15 protein-coding genes and 3 pseudogenes are annotated in these 16,496 nt (G+C 67.2%); 10 read left to right on the top strand and 8 right to left on the bottom strand.

Annotated features, from left to right (window positions below):
• Positions 1 to 17 precede the first annotated feature (17 nt).
• A pseudogene (locus GRX66_RS20945) lies at positions 18 to 68 on the top strand (hypothetical protein); the annotation flags it as partial.
• Between the two features lie 228 nt (positions 69 to 296).
• Here the strand turns inward: GRX66_RS20945 and GRX66_RS20940 are convergent.
• A pseudogene (locus GRX66_RS20940) lies at positions 297 to 554 on the bottom strand (DUF7310 family coiled-coil domain-containing protein); the annotation flags it as partial.
• A gap of 27 nt (positions 555 to 581) precedes the next feature.
• Here GRX66_RS20940 and GRX66_RS09175 point away from each other — a divergent pair.
• Positions 582 to 1,655, top strand: a complete 1,074-nt coding sequence (locus GRX66_RS09175) for a tubulin/FtsZ family protein (protein ID WP_159526285.1) — start codon at positions 582 to 584, stop codon at positions 1,653 to 1,655.
• A gap of 65 nt (positions 1,656 to 1,720) precedes the next feature.
• Here GRX66_RS09175 and GRX66_RS09170 read toward each other — a convergent pair whose 3' ends face one another.
• The 4 genes from GRX66_RS09170 to GRX66_RS09160 form a co-directional block, all read right to left on the bottom strand.
• Positions 1,721 to 3,064 (bottom strand): alkaline phosphatase family protein, encoded by a 1,344-nt coding sequence (locus GRX66_RS09170; RefSeq protein WP_159526284.1) that lies wholly within the window; start codon positions 3,062 to 3,064, stop codon positions 1,721 to 1,723.
• Positions 3,065 to 3,194: 130 nt separating this feature from the next.
• Positions 3,195 to 4,304 (bottom strand): DHH family phosphoesterase, encoded by a 1,110-nt coding sequence (locus GRX66_RS09165; protein WP_159526283.1) that lies wholly within the window; start codon positions 4,302 to 4,304, stop codon positions 3,195 to 3,197.
• A gap of 307 nt (positions 4,305 to 4,611) precedes the next feature.
• The gene (locus tag GRX66_RS20305; protein ID WP_267903072.1) at positions 4,612 to 4,740 is read right to left on the bottom strand and encodes a hypothetical protein; all 129 of its coding nucleotides are present in this window, start codon (positions 4,738 to 4,740) and stop codon (positions 4,612 to 4,614) included.
• Positions 4,741 to 4,940: 200 nt separating this feature from the next.
• Positions 4,941 to 5,474, bottom strand: a complete 534-nt coding sequence (locus GRX66_RS09160) for an inorganic diphosphatase (protein WP_159526282.1) — start codon at positions 5,472 to 5,474, stop codon at positions 4,941 to 4,943.
• A 106-nt stretch (positions 5,475 to 5,580) separates the two neighbouring features.
• Between GRX66_RS09160 and GRX66_RS09155 the strand changes: the two genes are divergently transcribed.
• A complete protein-coding gene (locus tag GRX66_RS09155; RefSeq protein WP_159526281.1) occupies positions 5,581 to 5,931 on the top strand; it encodes a PadR family transcriptional regulator in 351 nt (116 codons plus the stop codon).
• Between the two features lie 118 nt (positions 5,932 to 6,049).
• Here GRX66_RS09155 and GRX66_RS09150 read toward each other — a convergent pair whose 3' ends face one another.
• A complete protein-coding gene (locus tag GRX66_RS09150) occupies positions 6,050 to 6,664 on the bottom strand; it encodes a DUF7108 domain-containing protein (protein WP_233745396.1) in 615 nt (204 codons plus the stop codon).
• Positions 6,657 to 7,253 carry a ribonuclease HI gene (gene rnhA / locus GRX66_RS09145; RefSeq protein WP_159526280.1) on the bottom strand — a complete coding sequence of 199 codons (597 nt, stop codon included), beginning with the start codon at positions 7,251 to 7,253 and terminating at the stop codon, positions 6,657 to 6,659. The genes GRX66_RS09150 and rnhA overlap by 8 nt, the downstream gene beginning before the upstream one ends.
• A 179-nt stretch (positions 7,254 to 7,432) precedes the next feature.
• Between rnhA and GRX66_RS09140 the strand changes: the two genes are divergently transcribed.
• Together GRX66_RS09140 and GRX66_RS09135 are read left to right on the top strand one after the other, a co-directional pair.
• Positions 7,433 to 8,395: a transcription initiation factor IIB gene (locus GRX66_RS09140; RefSeq protein WP_159526279.1), complete on the top strand. Its 963-nt coding sequence runs from the start codon at positions 7,433 to 7,435 to the stop codon at positions 8,393 to 8,395.
• Positions 8,396 to 8,627: 232 nt separating this feature from the next.
• Complete coding sequence (locus GRX66_RS09135; protein WP_159526278.1) at positions 8,628 to 9,332, top strand: phosphoglycerol geranylgeranyltransferase; 705 nt, start codon at positions 8,628 to 8,630, stop codon at positions 9,330 to 9,332.
• Positions 9,333 to 9,893: 561 nt separating this feature from the next.
• Here the strand turns inward: GRX66_RS09135 and GRX66_RS09130 are convergent.
• Positions 9,894 to 10,907, bottom strand: a complete 1,014-nt coding sequence (locus tag GRX66_RS09130; RefSeq protein WP_325064024.1) for an ABC transporter permease — start codon at positions 10,905 to 10,907, stop codon at positions 9,894 to 9,896.
• 245 nt (positions 10,908 to 11,152) lie between these two features.
• Here GRX66_RS09130 and GRX66_RS09125 point away from each other — a divergent pair, with 245 nt between their 5' ends.
• From GRX66_RS09125 to GRX66_RS09105, 5 genes and pseudogenes are all read left to right on the top strand, one after another.
• On the top strand, positions 11,153 to 12,322 hold the full coding sequence (locus GRX66_RS09125; protein ID WP_159526277.1) for an ABC transporter permease: 1,170 nt from the start codon (positions 11,153 to 11,155) through the stop codon (positions 12,320 to 12,322).
• On the top strand, positions 12,323 to 13,327 hold the full coding sequence (locus tag GRX66_RS09120; protein ID WP_159526276.1) for an ABC transporter ATP-binding protein: 1,005 nt from the start codon (positions 12,323 to 12,325) through the stop codon (positions 13,325 to 13,327).
• Positions 13,320 to 14,579 (top strand): ABC transporter ATP-binding protein, encoded by a 1,260-nt coding sequence (locus GRX66_RS09115; RefSeq protein ID WP_159526275.1) that lies wholly within the window; start codon positions 13,320 to 13,322, stop codon positions 14,577 to 14,579. The genes GRX66_RS09120 and GRX66_RS09115 overlap by 8 nt, the downstream gene beginning before the upstream one ends.
• A gap of 130 nt (positions 14,580 to 14,709) precedes the next feature.
• The gene (gene aspS / locus GRX66_RS09110) at positions 14,710 to 16,014 is read left to right on the top strand and encodes an aspartate--tRNA(Asn) ligase (protein WP_159526274.1); all 1,305 of its coding nucleotides are present in this window, start codon (positions 14,710 to 14,712) and stop codon (positions 16,012 to 16,014) included.
• 201 nt (positions 16,015 to 16,215) lie between these two features.
• Positions 16,216 to 16,496, top strand: a pseudogene (locus GRX66_RS09105) (pantoate kinase); the annotation flags it as partial.

Here is a 16,496-nt window from a genome sequence, read left to right as displayed (position 1 = left end):
TGTGGCTGGGTAGCATCGTGTTCTTCTCGCTGATCGCCGCGCCCGCGCTGTTCGACGAACTCGGCCAGGAGCGCGCCGGCGACGCAGTCAACGTCGTGTTCCCGAAGTACTACGCGTTCGGCGTCGCTGATGGCGGCCGCGGATTCCTGCCTGCCGCGGGTACCGTCGGTCTCGGCTTCGGCGGTGTGACGCCGCTCGGAGCCCGCATCGTGGCTCTGGCGCCGCTCGTCCTCCAGGCGTTCGACCGCCGCGCGGGCGGCGTCGGCGCGGCGCTCCACGCGGTCGTTGACAGCTTCGAGTTCGCCGACGTACCCGTGGAGAGACTGGACGGTGGCGTCGAGGGCGTCCATGCGGGCGGCGAGTTCGCCGACTCTCTCGTCGAGGGCGTCGAGTCGCTCGTGGACGGCAGCCGCGTCCGAGAGGTCCGAAACTGGCGTCTCGCTGTCGGTCAGCGCGCGCTCCACGGCTCGCAGCCGTTGGTCGGTGTCGTCGTCGGGCACGCGAGTGGGTGGTTCCGTTCCGGTACTTAATGTTCGGGACGGCACAACGTTCATGGCGGCACCCCCAGTAATGCGGTGTATATGAAAGCCGCCCTCATCGGTGTCGGACAGGCCGGTGGCAAAGTAACGGAGGCGCTGCTCGCGGAGGACCGTCGCGCGGGCTACGGCGCAATTCGGGGGACCCTGGCGGTCAACACCGCGAAGACGGACCTCGAACCGCTGGACATCAAGACGATGCTCGTCGGCCAGGAGCGCGTGAAAGGCCAGGGCGTCGGCGCGGACAACGAACTCGGCGCGGAAGTCATGCAGAGCGACATCCGGGAAGTCATGGGTGAACTCGACGGCGTCGTCGACCCGCAGACTGAAGCGATCTTCGTCGTGGCCGGGCTCGGCGGCGGCACGGGCTCCGGGGGCGCGCCCGTCCTCGTGAAGGAACTCAAGCGCGTCCACGAGATCCCCGTCTACGCGCTCGGCATCCTCCCCGGGCGCGAGGAGGGCGGCATCTACCAGGCGAACGCCGGTCGCTCACTGAAAACACTCGTCCGGGAGGCCGACTCGACGCTGCTCGTGGACAACGACGCGTGGCGGAAGAGCGGCGAGAGCGTCACGGAGGCGTTCGACGCCATCAACGAACGCATCGCGCGCCGCATCGGCATCCTGCTGGCGGCCGGCGAGAACATCGAGGGCGTCGGGGAGAGCGTCGTCGACTCCAGCGAAGTCATCAACACCCTCAAGTCGGGGGACATGTCAGCCATCGGGTTCGCGAACGCGGACGCCGCGCCAGACCCGGGCGAGAACATCAACGTCATCACGTCGACGACCCGGAAGTCCCTGCTCACGGGAATGAGCGTCCCGGAGACCACGGAAGCCGGGGCGGCGCTCGTCGTCGTCGCCGGGGACAGCGACCGCATCCCGCGGAAGGGCGTCGAGAAGGCGCGCTCGTGGGTCGAAACCGAGACCCGCAGCATGCAGGTGCGCGGCGGCGACTTCCCGCTTGACTCCGAGAAGATCGCAGTGCTCGTGTTGCTGTCGGGCATCGCGCGCTCCGAGCGCCTGGAAGCGTTCATGGAGCGCGCGCAGAAAGCCAGCGAGGCAGTCGAGACCGAACAGGTGACCGAGAACTTCCAGAACGAGGAGCTGGACGACCTACTGTAACTCAGACCGAAGAACTGGCCGACCCGCCGCAGTGCAGACCGAAGAACTGGCCGACACGCTGTAACTCAGACCAGGCTTTCGCCGTCGAACTCGCGGCCGTCGAACTCGACCTCCAGCAGGTCCAGCAGCGTCGGCGTGATGTCGTATAGGTCCGTCTCCGCCGGGACGGTGATGTCGTCGTCGGCGATCAGGGTAGCGTTCTCGAAGGAGTGCATGCCGTTGCGCGGCCCGACACTGAACACGTCCTCGCTGCCGGAGAACCCGGCTTTCAGGTCGAATCCGTGGTTCGGAATCGCGACCAGGTCGGGTGCGATTTCGTCGTGGTCGCCGTCGAAGGCGTCCGCTTTCGTGACGACCCGGTCGACGACCGCGCGGCCCTCGGGCCCTTCCAGCGAACGGAGTTTCTCCGCGAGTTCGTCGCGGACGGCCTCGTACTCGCTTTCGGGGACGCTCCCGCGGGGTTCGCGGTCCTCGAGGTTGACGTAGAACCGGCCGGGGATGAACGAGTACGCCTTCGTGTCGTCGGCGATGTCCTCGAGGCTGTCGTGGTCGTCGTCCCGGAAGGACAGCCAGCCTTCGTCCGCGAGCCACTGGTTCAGGTGGACTTCGTAGTCCTCGCTGGTGAATCCGTGGTCGGAAGCGACGACGAGGGTGACGTCGTCGGCGAGCATGTCGCGGAGTTCGCCGATGTACGAGTCGACTTTCTCGTAGAACTCCAGGAACTCCTGTTTGTACTCGCCGTCCTGCTCGTAGTCCTTGAACAGGAAGTGGTTGACGCGGTCCGTCGTCATGAACACGCCGAAGAACAGGTCCCAGTCGTCCTCCGCGACGTAGTGCTTGAACGCCTCCTGGCGCGCGTCGATGGTCTCGTGTGCGTCCTCGATGAACTCGGACTTGTCGTCGTCGTGGCCGAGTTTCGCGTTGACGTCGATGCGGTAGCCGATGGAATCGAGGTAGTCGCCGAGCGCGTCGGGGTGGGACGCTTTGTCGACGTCCGGCGAGAGGAATCCGGAGACCATCCGCTGGACGTTGCGCTGCGGCGGGAACGTGACGGGGACGTTCAGCACTGTCGCGTCCCGCCCGGCGTCGGTGACGCGGTCCCAGATGCGCGTCGCCTGGACGTCCCGCCCCATCGGGACGTACGTCTCGTAGCTCCCGACCTCGCGGTCCTGGAAGCCGTAGACGCCCGTTTCGCCGGGGTTGACGCCCGTCGTGAGGCTCGGCCAGCAGGCGCTGGATTCTGGCGGTACGATGCTGTCGATGGCGCCGCCCCCGCCCGCCTCGAGAACGTCGTGGAGGTTCGGGAACGTCTCGGGTTCGTCCCGGACGAGGCTGTAGGGGACGCCGTCGATGCCGATGAACGCGACCCGCGACGATTCGTCGCCACGGAGCCGGTCGAACAGACCCATACTGGCCGAGTAGCCGGTGACGTACTAAAGGGTTGGTCTTGTGGCGACGACTGGCCGCAGTCGGGGATACCGGCCACGTTTACCGAGCGACGGCGACGGGACGGCGGTGCGGGTCGACCACTGGACCACGTCAGGCCTGCTCGAACGACGAGAACAGCGCTTTCCGGGTGCTGGCGTCGATGAGTTCGTCGAGCGTCCCCTGCTGGTCGGAGCTGACGCGACTGAACAGGCCGAGGGGGACGCGTGCCGTCGCGGTGTCGGCGTCGCCGCCCAGCGCTTCCGTCTGATCGAACGCCGTCGAGAGGACGTCCATCGCGCTCGTCCGGACGTCGTCCGCGCGGCACGCCGTGACGACGGTGTCCTCGTGCACGCCGAACGCCGCGGCCGAGGAGACGCCGTCGAGGCGAAGCAGGGTGTCGGCGGCTTCCTCGAGCGCGCTCACTGACGGGACGCTGCCGACGTTCGTGACCGCGAAGCTCGCGCGGCGTTCGCGGTTGCCGATGGCGTGCCCGATGACGTCGAACGTCTCGCCGCTCATGCCGGGCGCGCGCAGCGCGTCGATGGTGCCCTGGTCGGCGAACTCCTGGAGGAAGCTGGCGGCCTGGAAGTCCTCCCGGGAGCGCACCCGGCGGAACTCGCGGGTGCCGGCCCGGATGCCGTAGAGCAGCGCGGTGGCGACGTCCTGTTCGGGGGTGCGGCCGGCGCGTTCGATGAACCGCGCGACGATGGTGGACGTGGCGCCGGCCTCGTTGCCCGCGACGACCAGCGGGTGGTCGACGGCCGCCGGGCGATGGCGGACGACGGCGACGACCGGCGGGCGGTTGGCGAACGACGGGACCGTGCCGCCGCCGCCGACCGCGACCGCGCCGTCGTACTCGTCCAAGGGGTCGTCGGCGACGTTCAGGGAGAGATTAAACAGGTTACAGAACGCCTTGGCGTCGTCGCTGGTGACGTCGCCCTCCGCGAACACGCGCGCGGCGACGCCCCACTCCTTGCAGAGTTCGCGGAGACCGATGGACGCCGCGAGCGCGTCGACGCTGGGGTTCTCCGGCACGACGAGGGCGACTGATTCCAGTCCAGCGATCGTGTCCCGGAGTTGTACGAAGTCCTCGTCTGTCGGTTCCGCCCGGCGCCGTCGGATTGCGGCGGTCAGCACGTAGCCGCCAGCACCGCCGGCTGCAATCGTGCCGGCGACGAGCGCGAGCGTCGGGGCGGAGACCGAGCCGACCTCGGGGAGCATGTAGCCGGAAGTCCACGCGAACGGTTAAGTATGTTATCCTCAGTCGGCTGAGCGACTCAGTGCGGGATGCGGGTTTCACGAATCGGCGCTGTGCGACTGCGATTGCGGCCGTTGCACCGACGCCCGGATGGGCGGATCGGTAGCCGGCGACGGGACACGCGGGAGAACGTGGTGCGTCAGTCGAGAGCAGGGCACCGCACGACGGGGCGACGCGGGACCGCAGTACGGAGTCATCTCTGGGGTTTGGGTGGAGAACGCGGAGAAAGCGCTGTGCGAACCAGACAGGGCAGTTAGGCGGACGGGGCAGTCAGGCAGACGCGTCTGTTCGGCCGTCCTCGTCGTCGCTGTCGGCGGTCTGGAAGTTGTCCGGGACGACGGTGACGTGGTGCATGCCGAACGATTGCTGTTTCGCGGCCATCACGTGAGCTAGTAGCACTGGAACACGGATATAATTACCCATGCGCATAACACATGGGCGCGTCGCCCCTTCATTCCCACCGGTAATGTCGGTCGAGAACGGGGCGACGCGGGGCCGCTCGAACGGCGGTCAGCGGCGCCAGCAGCCGCTATCTCCCGTGGTGTCGGCCAACCAATCGGTCGCAGAGAACGGGACCGCGGCCGTCCAGGACGACGGCGTTACGCGAAGTGCTCGTCGTAGAGGTCCTGGGCGTGCTCGATGGCGTCCTTGGCGGCCTGTGCGTCCTCGAAGCCGAGCGTCTCGACCTCCTTGCCCGCTTCGAGGTTCTTGTACGTCTCGAAGAACTCCTCGATCTCGTCGAGTTGCTGCTGCGGGACGTCCTCGAGGTCGTCGATGTGGTCGTAGCGGGGGTCTTCGTCGGGCACTGCGATGACCTTGTCGTCCTGCTCGCCGTCGTCGTCCATCTTCATGAGTGCGACCGGGCGCGCCTCGATGACGCAGCCGGGGAACGTCTGGTCCTCGACGAGCACCAGGACGTCGAAGGGGTCCTCGTCGTCGTAGTACGACTGCGGGATGAAGCCGTAGTCAGAGGGATAGTGGACGTTGCTGTGGAGGACGCGGTCCAGCATCACGCCAGGGATGTCCTTGTCGTACTCGTACTTGTTGCGCTCGCCTTTGAGGCACTCGACGACTGCGTAAATGACGTCCGGCGCGTCCGGACCGGTCTCGAGGTCTTCCCAGAGATTCACCATAGGAAGAGGGTGCAATCTACGCGAAAAAAGAGCTTTCGCATCCCGAACAGCGGGAACTCCAGTCAATTGAGCAGCGTTTAAATAGCCGGATGACATTTGGGCAAGTATGTCAGAGGCACAACCCGCTGCACGTACGGACGTGCGGGACCTGACTGCGTTCCAGAAGAACATCCTGACCGTACTCGCCGAGGAAGCTCGCTACGGGCTCGCCATCAAGCGCGAACTCGAAGACTACTACGGGCAGGAAGTCAACCACGGCCGACTGTACCCGAACCTCGACGACCTCGTCAACAAGGGGCTCGTGGAGAAGTCGGAACTCGACAAACGCACGAACCAGTACGAGCTCACCGACGACGGCTTCGACGCAGTCCTCGACGACCTGGAGTGGACGCTCTCGAAGTTCCTCACCGGCGAGGACCGCGAACAGCAGGTCCAGGACATCGTCGCCGAGAACTAACGGAGTTCTCACGGCCACCAGTATTCTTCGAGCACAACGCCGCGTAGCGTGAGCTTCGGGCGTATCGACGCGGGACTGTAGAAGAAGAGCGTCTTTGAGGGACTGCTATCGTCCCGCGTTACTGCTCGGGCACCGACCCGTCTGTCGACCCGCCCGAAACCGAAGCGTCCTGCGTCGAATCCGAAGATCCACGCTCGGTGGATTCGGCGACCGCGAACACGAGGTCGAGTGACTCCGCGACGGTCTCGCGCTGCTCGTCGCTCGGCCACGCGTTCCGCGGGAAGAACTCCTCGCGGAATTCCGCGCGTTCGCGCTCGCCAGCGGTGTCCATGGGGCGCGCGTAGTGATTGTTCATGAAGGCCGCGAACGCGGCGGCGTTGTCGCCGTGGACGTCCCCGTGCTGGTCGCGGACGCGCTCGACGAGTGTCTCGTTGCGAGCGGCGGCCGCCTCGTAGTCACCCTGCTCGCCGGGGCCGGACAGCGACACCTCGGCTGCGCGGTCGGTGTCCGCGACGTCACCCAGGCGGACCTGGCCGTCGTCGTCCAGCCACTCCGCTGGATGGCAGACGAGGGTGTCGTCGCTATCGCGGACGCGCGCCACGAACTCGTGGTCGTCGAGCAGGTCGTCGCGGCGGTCGCGGTACGCCTCGGCGGCGTTGTCGTCGACGGCGTCGCGGGCGAGCCTCGTGAGTCGTTCGGCTTCCTGGACGACGTCCTCGGGGAGGTCAGTCATCGTCGAGTGCTTCGTTCGCTAGTTCGTCCGCGCGGTCGTTTACCTCTCTCGGAACGTGGGTGAGCGACCAGTCGTCGAACTCCCGGAGGAGTTCGCGGACGCGGACCCGTTTCTCGCGGAGTTCGGGGTCGTTGGTGTCCCAGGCGCCCTTCACTTGCCTGACGACGAGCTGGCTGTCGCCGCGGAGCTCGATCTCGTCGAACCCGAACTCGACGGCCGCCTCCAGCACCGTGGTGAGGGCCTCGTACTCGGCCTGGTTGTTGGTGGCGCGGCCGATACGTTCACCACCTTCCGCGACGATACCGTCGTCTGAGACGAGCACCCAGCCGACGGAGGCGGGGCCGGGATTGCCGCGGCACGCGCCGTCGAAGTACCCGTGGACGCGCCCGCCGCGGTCGGGTTCGACGACGGCGGTGATGTCAGTGGGGCTGGCGCCCTGTACGACGAGTTTGTCGTCGTAGGCGACCGCGTGGGCGTCTCCGAGGTCGGCGTGCCAGCGTTCGTACTCGGAGTTCCCCTCCGAGAACGACGCGCCCGCGGCTTCGAGTCGCTGGCGGGCGTCGTCGACGTCACACTCCAGAACGGGCATTGAGGCGAAGTCACCCCGCCTCCCGTATATGGGTTACTATCCGTGAAGCCGCCTCCATCGGTGACTCAGTGCCGCTGTCGGTGGGAATCGGCTGCTCCACCCCCGATTTTGTTGTCTGAATTACGTGCCAACACCGCCAACGGGTTTAAATGTTTGCGTAACGCTAATATAAAAGTGCGATGACACGGTCCACTCGCCAGCGGGAGCGAGAAACGGCGACAGAGCAGGAGGAGTCCGAGGAGGGCGTGCGGGAGTGCCCGGAGTGCGGCTCTGACAACCTCGTGAAGAGTTCGGACCGCGCGGAACTGGTCTGCGACGACTGCGGCCTGGTCGTCGAGGAAGAGCAGATCGACCCCGGTCCGGAATGGCGCGCGTTCAACCACCAGGAACGACAGGAGAAGTCACGCGTCGGCGCCCCGACCACCCAGACGATGCACGACAAGGGGCTGACGACCACCATCGACTGGAAGGACAAGGACGCATACGGTCGTTCGATCTCGTCGAAGAAGCGCTCGCAGATGCACCGCCTGCGCAAGTGGCAGGAACGCATCCGCACGAAGGACGCCGGCGAACGGAACCTTCAGTTCGCGCTCTCGGAGATCGACCGGATGGCGTCCGCGCTCGGCGTCCCACGGTCTGTCCGCGAGGTCGCGTCGGTCATCTATCGACGCGCACTCAAGGAAGACCTCATTCGCGGCCGCTCCATCGAGGGCGTCGCGACGAGCGCACTGTACGCGGCCTGCAGGAAGGAAGGCATCCCCCGGAGTCTCGAAGAGATTTCGGAGGTGTCACGCGTCGAGCGGAAGGAAATCGGTCGGACGTACCGCTACATCTCCCAGGAACTCGGCCTGGAGATGAAGCCCGTCGACCCGAAGAAGTACGTGCCGCGGTTCTGTTCGGAACTGGAACTCTCCGAGGAAGTGCAGGCGAAAGCCAACGACATCATCGAGACGACTGCCGAGAAGGGACTGCTCTCGGGCAAGTCCCCCACAGGCTACGCGGCCGCAGCGATCTACGCCGCGTCCCTGCTCTGCAACGAGAAGAAGACCCAGCGCGAGGTCGCGGACGTCGCGCAGGTGACGGAAGTCACCATCCGGAACCGCTACCAGGAACAGATCGAAGCGATGGGCATCCACGGCTAGGACGCCCCTCTTTCTCTCGGTCCGACGGCCAGCCAGCGGCCGCGCCGGTCTCGGCCCGTCGACCAGCCAGCGGCCGCTCCAACCTCGACCAGCCACGCGACTCGACCCGACGGCCACTCCGGGCGGCGGGCTCCAGCACCGACACGTATCCCAAATCTGTCGTGTCAGGTCGCGCTGGCGGCGGCCTTGCCGCATCGAAGGGGTTTTTGGGCCCGCATAGAAACCGGGGCACATGACTACCCCGTGGGCCGACTGGGACCACGTCCTCAAGGTGGACCCGGACAAGTCGCTCGTAGAGGGCGAGACGTTCGAAGACGTCTGCAGGACTGGGACCGACGCCATCGAGATCGGCGGCACGATGGACGTCACGACCGAGAAGATGCGCCGCGTCATCGACGCGTGCCGGAAGCACGACGTGCCGCTGTACCAGGAGCCGTCGAACCCCGCGGTCGTCGTCGAGGACGACGCGCTCGACGGCTACCTCGTGCCGGTCGTGATGAACGCCGGCGACCCGTTCTGGATCACGGGCGCGCACAAGGAGTGGGTCCGTATCGGGGACCTGGACTGGTCCCGCACCGCGACGGAGGCGTACGTCGTCATGAACCCCGAGGCCAGCGTGGCTGAGTACACGGACGCGGACTGCGACCTCGCGGCCGACGAGGTCGCGGCGTACGCGACGGTCGCCGAGCGCATGCTCGGCCAGGACATCGTCTACGTGGAGTACTCCGGCACCCTCGGCGACCCGGACGTCGTCGGGGCCGCCCACAGGGCCGTAGACGACGCCACGCTGTTCTACGGCGGCGGCATCGGCGACTACGACGCCGCCTACCAGATGGGCGAGCGCGCGGACACCATCGTCGTGGGCGACCTGCTGCACGACGAGGGGGTCGACGCCGTCGAGGAGACGGTCCGCGGCGTCAAGGACGCCCACGAGTAACACTGACCGTTCGCACGGACAACGCCTCACACGGGGTCACCGACCGCCCTCGAGTCGCTTTCTGTCGACTGTTCGAACGCGTCGCCAGCAACCGCGACGAGCCTCTCGCGGCGCGTATCGATGCTCGCGTCGACGCAGGAAGCGAGGAGTTTCCTGTTCCGAAGCGAGTCGAACATCGCGGGGGACGCCGTCCGCGACGCCCTCGACCCCCACGAATGAGGGGTCCGTGCGGAGCGTCGCATCGCGGGACGGCGGTCGCAGTAGCTGGGAGCGCGGTTTCTGTAGACAGAACCGACCCCGGAAGCTGAATCGGGTGGTTCGGGAACGACGGATGCGTCTTGACCAAAGGTATTTGCTGTCAAAGTCCAAGCGTCCCACATGGAAACTGTCCCGTCTCTTGTTGCGACACTGGTCTTCCTCGGGGTGAGTTACTCAGTCGTTCGATTAGTCTGGGACGACGAGATGCCCAACTGGATCGGCTGAGACCCGCCGAACACAGCCCGTACTCGCCGTGAGTTTCGCGCCCAACGTCGAACAAAGACGCTGTAATACTACCTATCGTTAGCCGGCGCGGATTCTCGGGTCGAGGAAGCCGTACAGGACGTCCTGGACGTAGCTCGCGAGGATGCCGCCGAGCGCGAGGACCAGCGACGTCCCGATGATAAGCGGCATGTCTCGCGTCCGCACGGCGACCATGTTGAGCGCGGCGACGCCCTCGATGCCGAACACGGCTTCGACGACGAAGAGGTTCAGGAGGACGACGGCGAGCAGCTCGGAGAGGGACGCCGAGACGATGGGAATGGCGGCGTTCCGGAGGACGTGGCGGGCCGTCCGGAGTCGCCCCGCGCCCTTCGCGCGGTGGAGTTTGACGGACTCGTCGCCGCTGCGTTCGAGGAACGCCGTGCGGACGTACCGCAACTGCCAGCCGATCAGCGAGACGGCGAACACCGCCGCGGGGACGAGGAATCGCAGCGGCTCGGACGTCGGCCACATCCCCTCGTTGGGGTTGACGACGTTGCCGCGACTGTAGAAAACGGCGCTGTCCCAGCGCAACAGGCGGAGCCAGTCGGTGCTCCCGAGGTACGGGTCGAGGTACAGGAACGCCCCGACGAACAGGGGGACGCCGGCCAGCGCGTACGTGGTCACGCGGGTGACCCAGTCCGGGACGCCGCCGGGGAGCGCGCCCGACAGCGCTCCGAAGAGCGTACCGAGGAGCAACGCGAACACGATGGCGGGACCGGTGTAGAACGCGGTCCGCTGGATTGCGGGCCACAGCGCGTCGGAGACGGGCGTGTCGAGCGTGTACGAGTGCCCGAAGTCCAGCGTGCTGACGTCGACGAGCCAGCCGGCGTACCTGACGTGCAGCGGGTCGTCGAGGCCGCGTTGCTCGCGGTACTCCTCGACGAAGGCGTCGATCTCTTCCTGGGGGACGCCGGCGCGCTCCATCGCGCCGATCTGGCCGCCGAGCTTCGTGTCCGGCGTCAGCGCGACGACGGCGAACGTCGCCGTCACCACGAGGTAGACGGCGAGCAGGGCGAAGAGGGTTCGCCGGCCGACGTAGGCCACGAAGCTCACGCTACATCACCGGGCCGGGCGCAGGACCGCGTGGAGGGCATTACCACACGAGCGTCGCGTTGCATCGTCAATAATCGTTTCGGTGGACGGGGGGATGACGGCGACTGAGCGACGCGACGCGTGGCCGAGACGGGCGTTCGGGACGCTGAACGGCGCGGTAGCGCAGGGAGTGATACTTCCTGTCACGCCGACACGTCACAAAGATTTATACACGTCGAATCTAATCCGTGGGACGAGCCCCACGAATGCCCTCCACGGAGCAGCAGTCCCCGCTATTCACGCGTATAGACTGGCGTGATCAGTCCGCGTCCCTCCTCGACGTCCGCCCCCGAACAGCGGGCTTGGTCCTCGCGCTCGCCGCCGTCGCCGTCACGTTCGTCTACAACCACCAGGTCGCGACCACGGCGCTCGTCGGAACGTGGGACCTGCGTCGGATGGACTGGCTGCTGTTCGTCGCGTGCATCCTCCTCGTCCGGTACGGCGTCGTCCCGCTGGTCGCGAACTGGGAGCGCTCGTCGGGCACCGTCCGGGAGTTCCTGCGGCGGCCCGCCGGCCTCCTGAGTCTGGCGTGGATCCTCGGGTTCGCCGTCCTGGGCCTCGTCGGCCCAGAACTGATCGGGATGCCCCGCGTCGACTTCTACGCCGACTACCAGCCGCCGGTGTTCACGACGTCCCACGTCACCAACATAGCGAACGTCGAGTGCGTCGGCCCGGTCACCGACGCCGGGTGCCACGGCACCTGGCAGTACCCCCTCGGGACGACGAGCACCGGCGAGAACGTCGTGAACATCGTAATGTACGGCGCACACATCGCGTTGAAGCTCTCGATCACCGCCGCGATGATCATGGTCGTGGTCGCGACAGCCGTCGGCACGACGGCCGGCTACTTCGGCGGCTGGGTCGACGACGTCCTGATGCGGTACGTCGACTTCCAGCAGACCATCCCCGCCATCGTCGTCTACATCATCGTCGCCACGATGTACCTCGGGAAGGGCCTGTTCACGCTCGCGCTCGTGTTCGGCCTGCTGAACTGGGGCGGCATCGCGCGGCTCGTCCGCAGCGAGACCCTCGAGCGGCGCGAATCCGGGTACGTGCGGGCGGCGCGCAGCGCTGGCGCGAGCGACCTCCACGTCCTCCGTCGGCACATCATCCCGAACTCCGCCGCCACGGTCATCACGGCGGCGACGCGCCAGATTCCACTGCTCATCCTGGCGCAAGTCCTACTCGCGTACCTCAACCTCAGCGACGTCCGGTTGCGGTCGCTCGGCGAGATTCTGAATCGCGCCCTTCCACCGCTGGGCGTCGGCTGGTGGGTTGTCGCCTCGATTACTGTGTTCCTCGTCGGTACGGTCCTCGCGTTCAACGTCTTCGGGGACACCGCTCGCGACGTCCTCGACCCGAAGGAGGTAGCCTGAATGTCCAATCCACTGCTCTCAGTACGAGACCTGCACACCACGTTCGACACCGACGACGGCACCGTCCGCGCAGTCGACGGCGTCAGCTTCGACGTCGACGCCGGCGAGACAGTCTGTCTGGTCGGCGAATCCGGCTCCGGGAAGACGGTCGCCTGCGAATCGATCACGAAACTGATACCGACGCCGCCCGGCGAAATCGCGGCCGGCGAAGTGCGATTCGACGGCGAGGACCTGACCTCGCTGCCGGACAAACAGCTCACGGAGTACCGGGGCGGCCGCATCGGGCACGTCTTCCAGAACCCGCAGGGCGCCCTCGACCCAGTGTACACGGTCGGCGACCAGCTCGTGGAAGCCATCCGGCTGCACCGCGACGTCCCGAAGTCCGCCGCCCGCGAGCGCGCACACTCGCTTCTGGACCGCGTCGGCATCGGCGACGTCGAGGACCGCATCGACGACTACCCCCACCAGTTCTCCGGCGGGATGAAACAGCGCGTCGTCGTCGCCATGGCGCTGGCCTGCGATCCCGACCTGCTCATCGCGGACGAACCGACGACGGCCCTCGACGTCACCATCCAGGCGCAGGTGCTGCGGTTGCTCGACGAACTCCAGGACGAGCGCGGGATGGCGATGCTGTTCGTCACCCACGACCTCGGCGTCGTCGCGGAGATCGCCGACCGCGTGGTCGTGATGTACGCGGGGAAAGTGATGGAGACGGGCGACGTCTACCAGGTCTTCGAGAACCCCTCGCACCCGTACACGAAGGCGCTGCTGGAGTGCCTCCCCGGCAGGGGACGGGCGCTGGAGACCATCGGCGGGACGCTCCCCGACCCGACGGACCCACCGGACGGCTGCCGGTTCCACCCGCGGTGCCCACACGCCGTTCCCGCCTGCGAGGACGGCGACCAGCCGGCGTTCGAGGACGTCGGCGGCAGCCACCAGGCGTCCTGTGTGCTGTACGGAGCCGACTACGACGAACCCGAACTCGCGGAGGCCAACGATGACTGACGACCCACTGCTGGCCGTCCGGGACCTGAAGAAGCACTATCCCGTGCGCTCGGGGCTGCTGCGCCGCGTCACCGGGCAGGTGAAGGCCGTCGACGGCATCAGCTTCGAGGTCCGCGAGGGCGAAACCGTCGGCCTCGTCGGCGAGTCCGGCTGCGGGAAGTCCACGACGGCGACCAGCGTCCTCCGCCTCGAGGAGCCGACAGCGGGCGACGTCTACTTCGAGGGCGACGACATCACGGCGTACGACGACGACGAACAGAAGCGGTTCCGGCGGCGCGCCCAGATGGTGTTCCAGGACCCGAACTCCGCGTTCGACCCGCGGATGACCGTCGGGGAGTCCGTCGCCGAACCGCTGGCCATCCACGGCCTCCGGGACGACGACCGCCAGGCGGAAATCGTCTCGGACATCCTCGAACGCGTCGGGCTGTCGGCCGACGACGCCGACCGCTACCCCCACGAGTTCTCCGGCGGGCAGAAACAGCGCATCGCGCTCGCTCGCGCGCTCATCCTCAACCCGGACCTGCTGGTCGCGGACGAACCCGTGTCCGCGCTCGACGTCTCCGTGCAGGCCGAAATCCTGTCGCTGCTGGACGACCTCCAGTCGGAGCTCGGGCTGTCGATGCTGCTCATCAGCCACGACCTCGGCGTCGTCCGCGAGGTCTGCGACCGCGTCGGCGTGATGTACCTCGGCGAGATGGTGGAAGTCGCGCCCACGGAGGAGCTGTTCGCGAACCCCCAGCATCCGTACACGGAAGCCCTGCTTGCGTCGATTCCGGAGCCCGACCCGCGGAGCCGCGGGGAGGCCGTCGAACTCACCGGCGACGTCCCCGACCCCTCGAACCCGCCGAGCGGGTGCTCGTTCCACACGCGCTGTCCGCGCGTCGTTCCGCCCGAGGACTTCGAGTTCCCCGACGGCTCGTTCCGGCAGGTGCTCGACTTCCGGCTCGCCGCCGAGAACGGCGACGTCGACACGGACGCCCTCGCCGGCGACACTGCGCTCCGCGAGGAGTTCGGGCTTCCGTCGTCTCTCCCGGACCCGGACGCCGAGTCCGTGCTCGCGGCCGCCATCAGTGACGCCGCCTCCGGCGACGTCGAGGCTGCGGCGGACCGCCTGGCAGACGCGTTTCCGACTGTCTGCGAGCGGACGGATCCCGAGCTCGTCGACACCGAGGCCGGCCACCCGGCGGCCTGCCACCTCCACGACGCGGCCAGCGAGCACGCGCCACCAGAGCTCACGAACCCGCAGGACTGAGGGCACCCGAGCCCGCACTCCCGTGCGGTTGGTGCGTCCCCGACGATGTGGTGGGCGAGCGCCGCCGCCGACGCGGTAGTCGACGCGGAAAATGAATCCGTTTAAGGCCGGTCCTCGTGAATCGGGAGGCATGCAGGACCGAACGTTCACGGCGGACGCCGAGCCGGGCGACCACGCGACGGTCGCCGGCTGGGTGCACGAAATACGGGACCTCGGCGGCATCGCGTTCCTCATTCTCCGGGACAAGACAGGCAAGATCCAGGTCAAGTTCGAGAAAGACGAGATGGACGACGACCTCGTGGAGACTGGCATCAACGCCAACCGCGAGAGCGTCGTCCAGGTCACCGGCGCTGTGGAGGAGGAGGAGCGCGCGCCCACGGGCGTCGAAGTCGTGCCCGAGGACGTCGAAGTGCTCGCGGAAGCCGACCCCCAGCTCCCACTCGACCCGTCCGGGAAGGTCGAAGCCGACCTCTCCACGCGCCTGGACAACCGGACGCTGGACGCCCGGAAGGACGAGACGAAGGCCATCTTCGAGATCCGCGCGGAGATCCTGCGCGCGGTCCGGGAGTACTTCCGCAGCGTCGGCTCCACGGAGATCAACACGCCGAAGATCGTCGCGACGGGCACCGAGGGCGGCACGGAGCTGTTCCCCGTGACGTACTTCGGCCGCGAGGCGTTCATGAACCAGAGCCCGCAGCTGTTCAAGCAGCTGATGGTCGGCTCCGGGCTGGAGCGCGTCTTCGAGGTCGGCCCGATCTTCCGCGCGGAGGAGCACAACACGCCCCGCCACCTCAACGAGGCGACGATGATCGACTTCGAATCCGCGTTCATCGATCACGAGGAAGCGATGGACGTCTGCGAGGGCACCCTGAAGGCCGCGTACAGCGCGGTCGAGGAGAACTGCCAGGACGAACTCGAGCGCCTCGGCCTCGCCGAGGAATTTGAGGCGCCGTCCGGTGACTTCCCGCGGCTCACCTACGAGGAAGCCATCGAGCGCATCAACGCCACGGGCGAACTCGACGAACAGCTCGTCTGGGGCGACGACCTCCCGACGGAGGGCGAGAAGGCGCTCGGCGACGACGTCGGCGGCCACTACTTCGTCACGGACTGGCCCAGCGAGATCAAGCCGTTCTACATCCAGGACTACGACGACGACCCCGAACTCTCGAAGGGGTTCGACCTGATGCACCCGCGCATGGAACTGGTCTCCGGCGGCCAGCGCGAACACCGCTACGACGAACTCGTCGCGGGCTTCGAGCAGCAGGGCCTCGACCCCGACCAGTTCGAGTACTACACGAAGATGTTCAAGTACGGCATGCCGCCCCACGCGGGGTGGGCGTACGGCGTCGAGCGCCTCGTCATGACGATGCTCGACCTCGACAACATCCGGGAAGCGGTGCTGTTCCCGCGAGACAGACAGCGGCTGAGTCCATAGACGAAGCCGCTGTCTGGCGAGCGGGGGCTCGGAAGTCGCAGCCCGCGCAACGGAGTGAGCAGGAACGTCTTCCGGCGTTCCCGCGGGATCGCCAACGTCTGGGTCCCTAGACCAAGCCGCTGTCTGGCGAGACGGCTCGACCGCCGACCTTCCTGGCCGATACTAAAACACTTAATCCGTGGCGTCTCCGACTACGACGCGATGAGTGAGGGCGACGAGGCGACGGCGTTCGCGCCCGGCCACGTGACGGGCCTGTTCAGCGTGCAGCGAGCCGACGACCCGCAGCGAACCGGTTCGCGGGGCGCCGGCGTGACGCTGTCCAGTGGCGTGACGACGACGGTGACAGCCAGCGACGAGACTCGCGTCCGCCTCAACGGCGGGGACCTCGAAATCGAGAGCGTGTCCCGCGTGCTGGACGCGCTCGGTGCGACAGCCACCGTGTCCGCCGAGACCGAGCTACCGCTGGGCGCCGGATTCGGCGT

The organism is Halobacterium bonnevillei, from assembly GCF_009831555.1.
Lineage (GTDB): Archaea > Halobacteriota > Halobacteria > Halobacteriales > Halobacteriaceae > Halobacterium > Halobacterium bonnevillei.
Note: the sequence above shows the minus strand (reverse complement) of the source record. Positions and strands in the feature narration are given on the sequence as shown.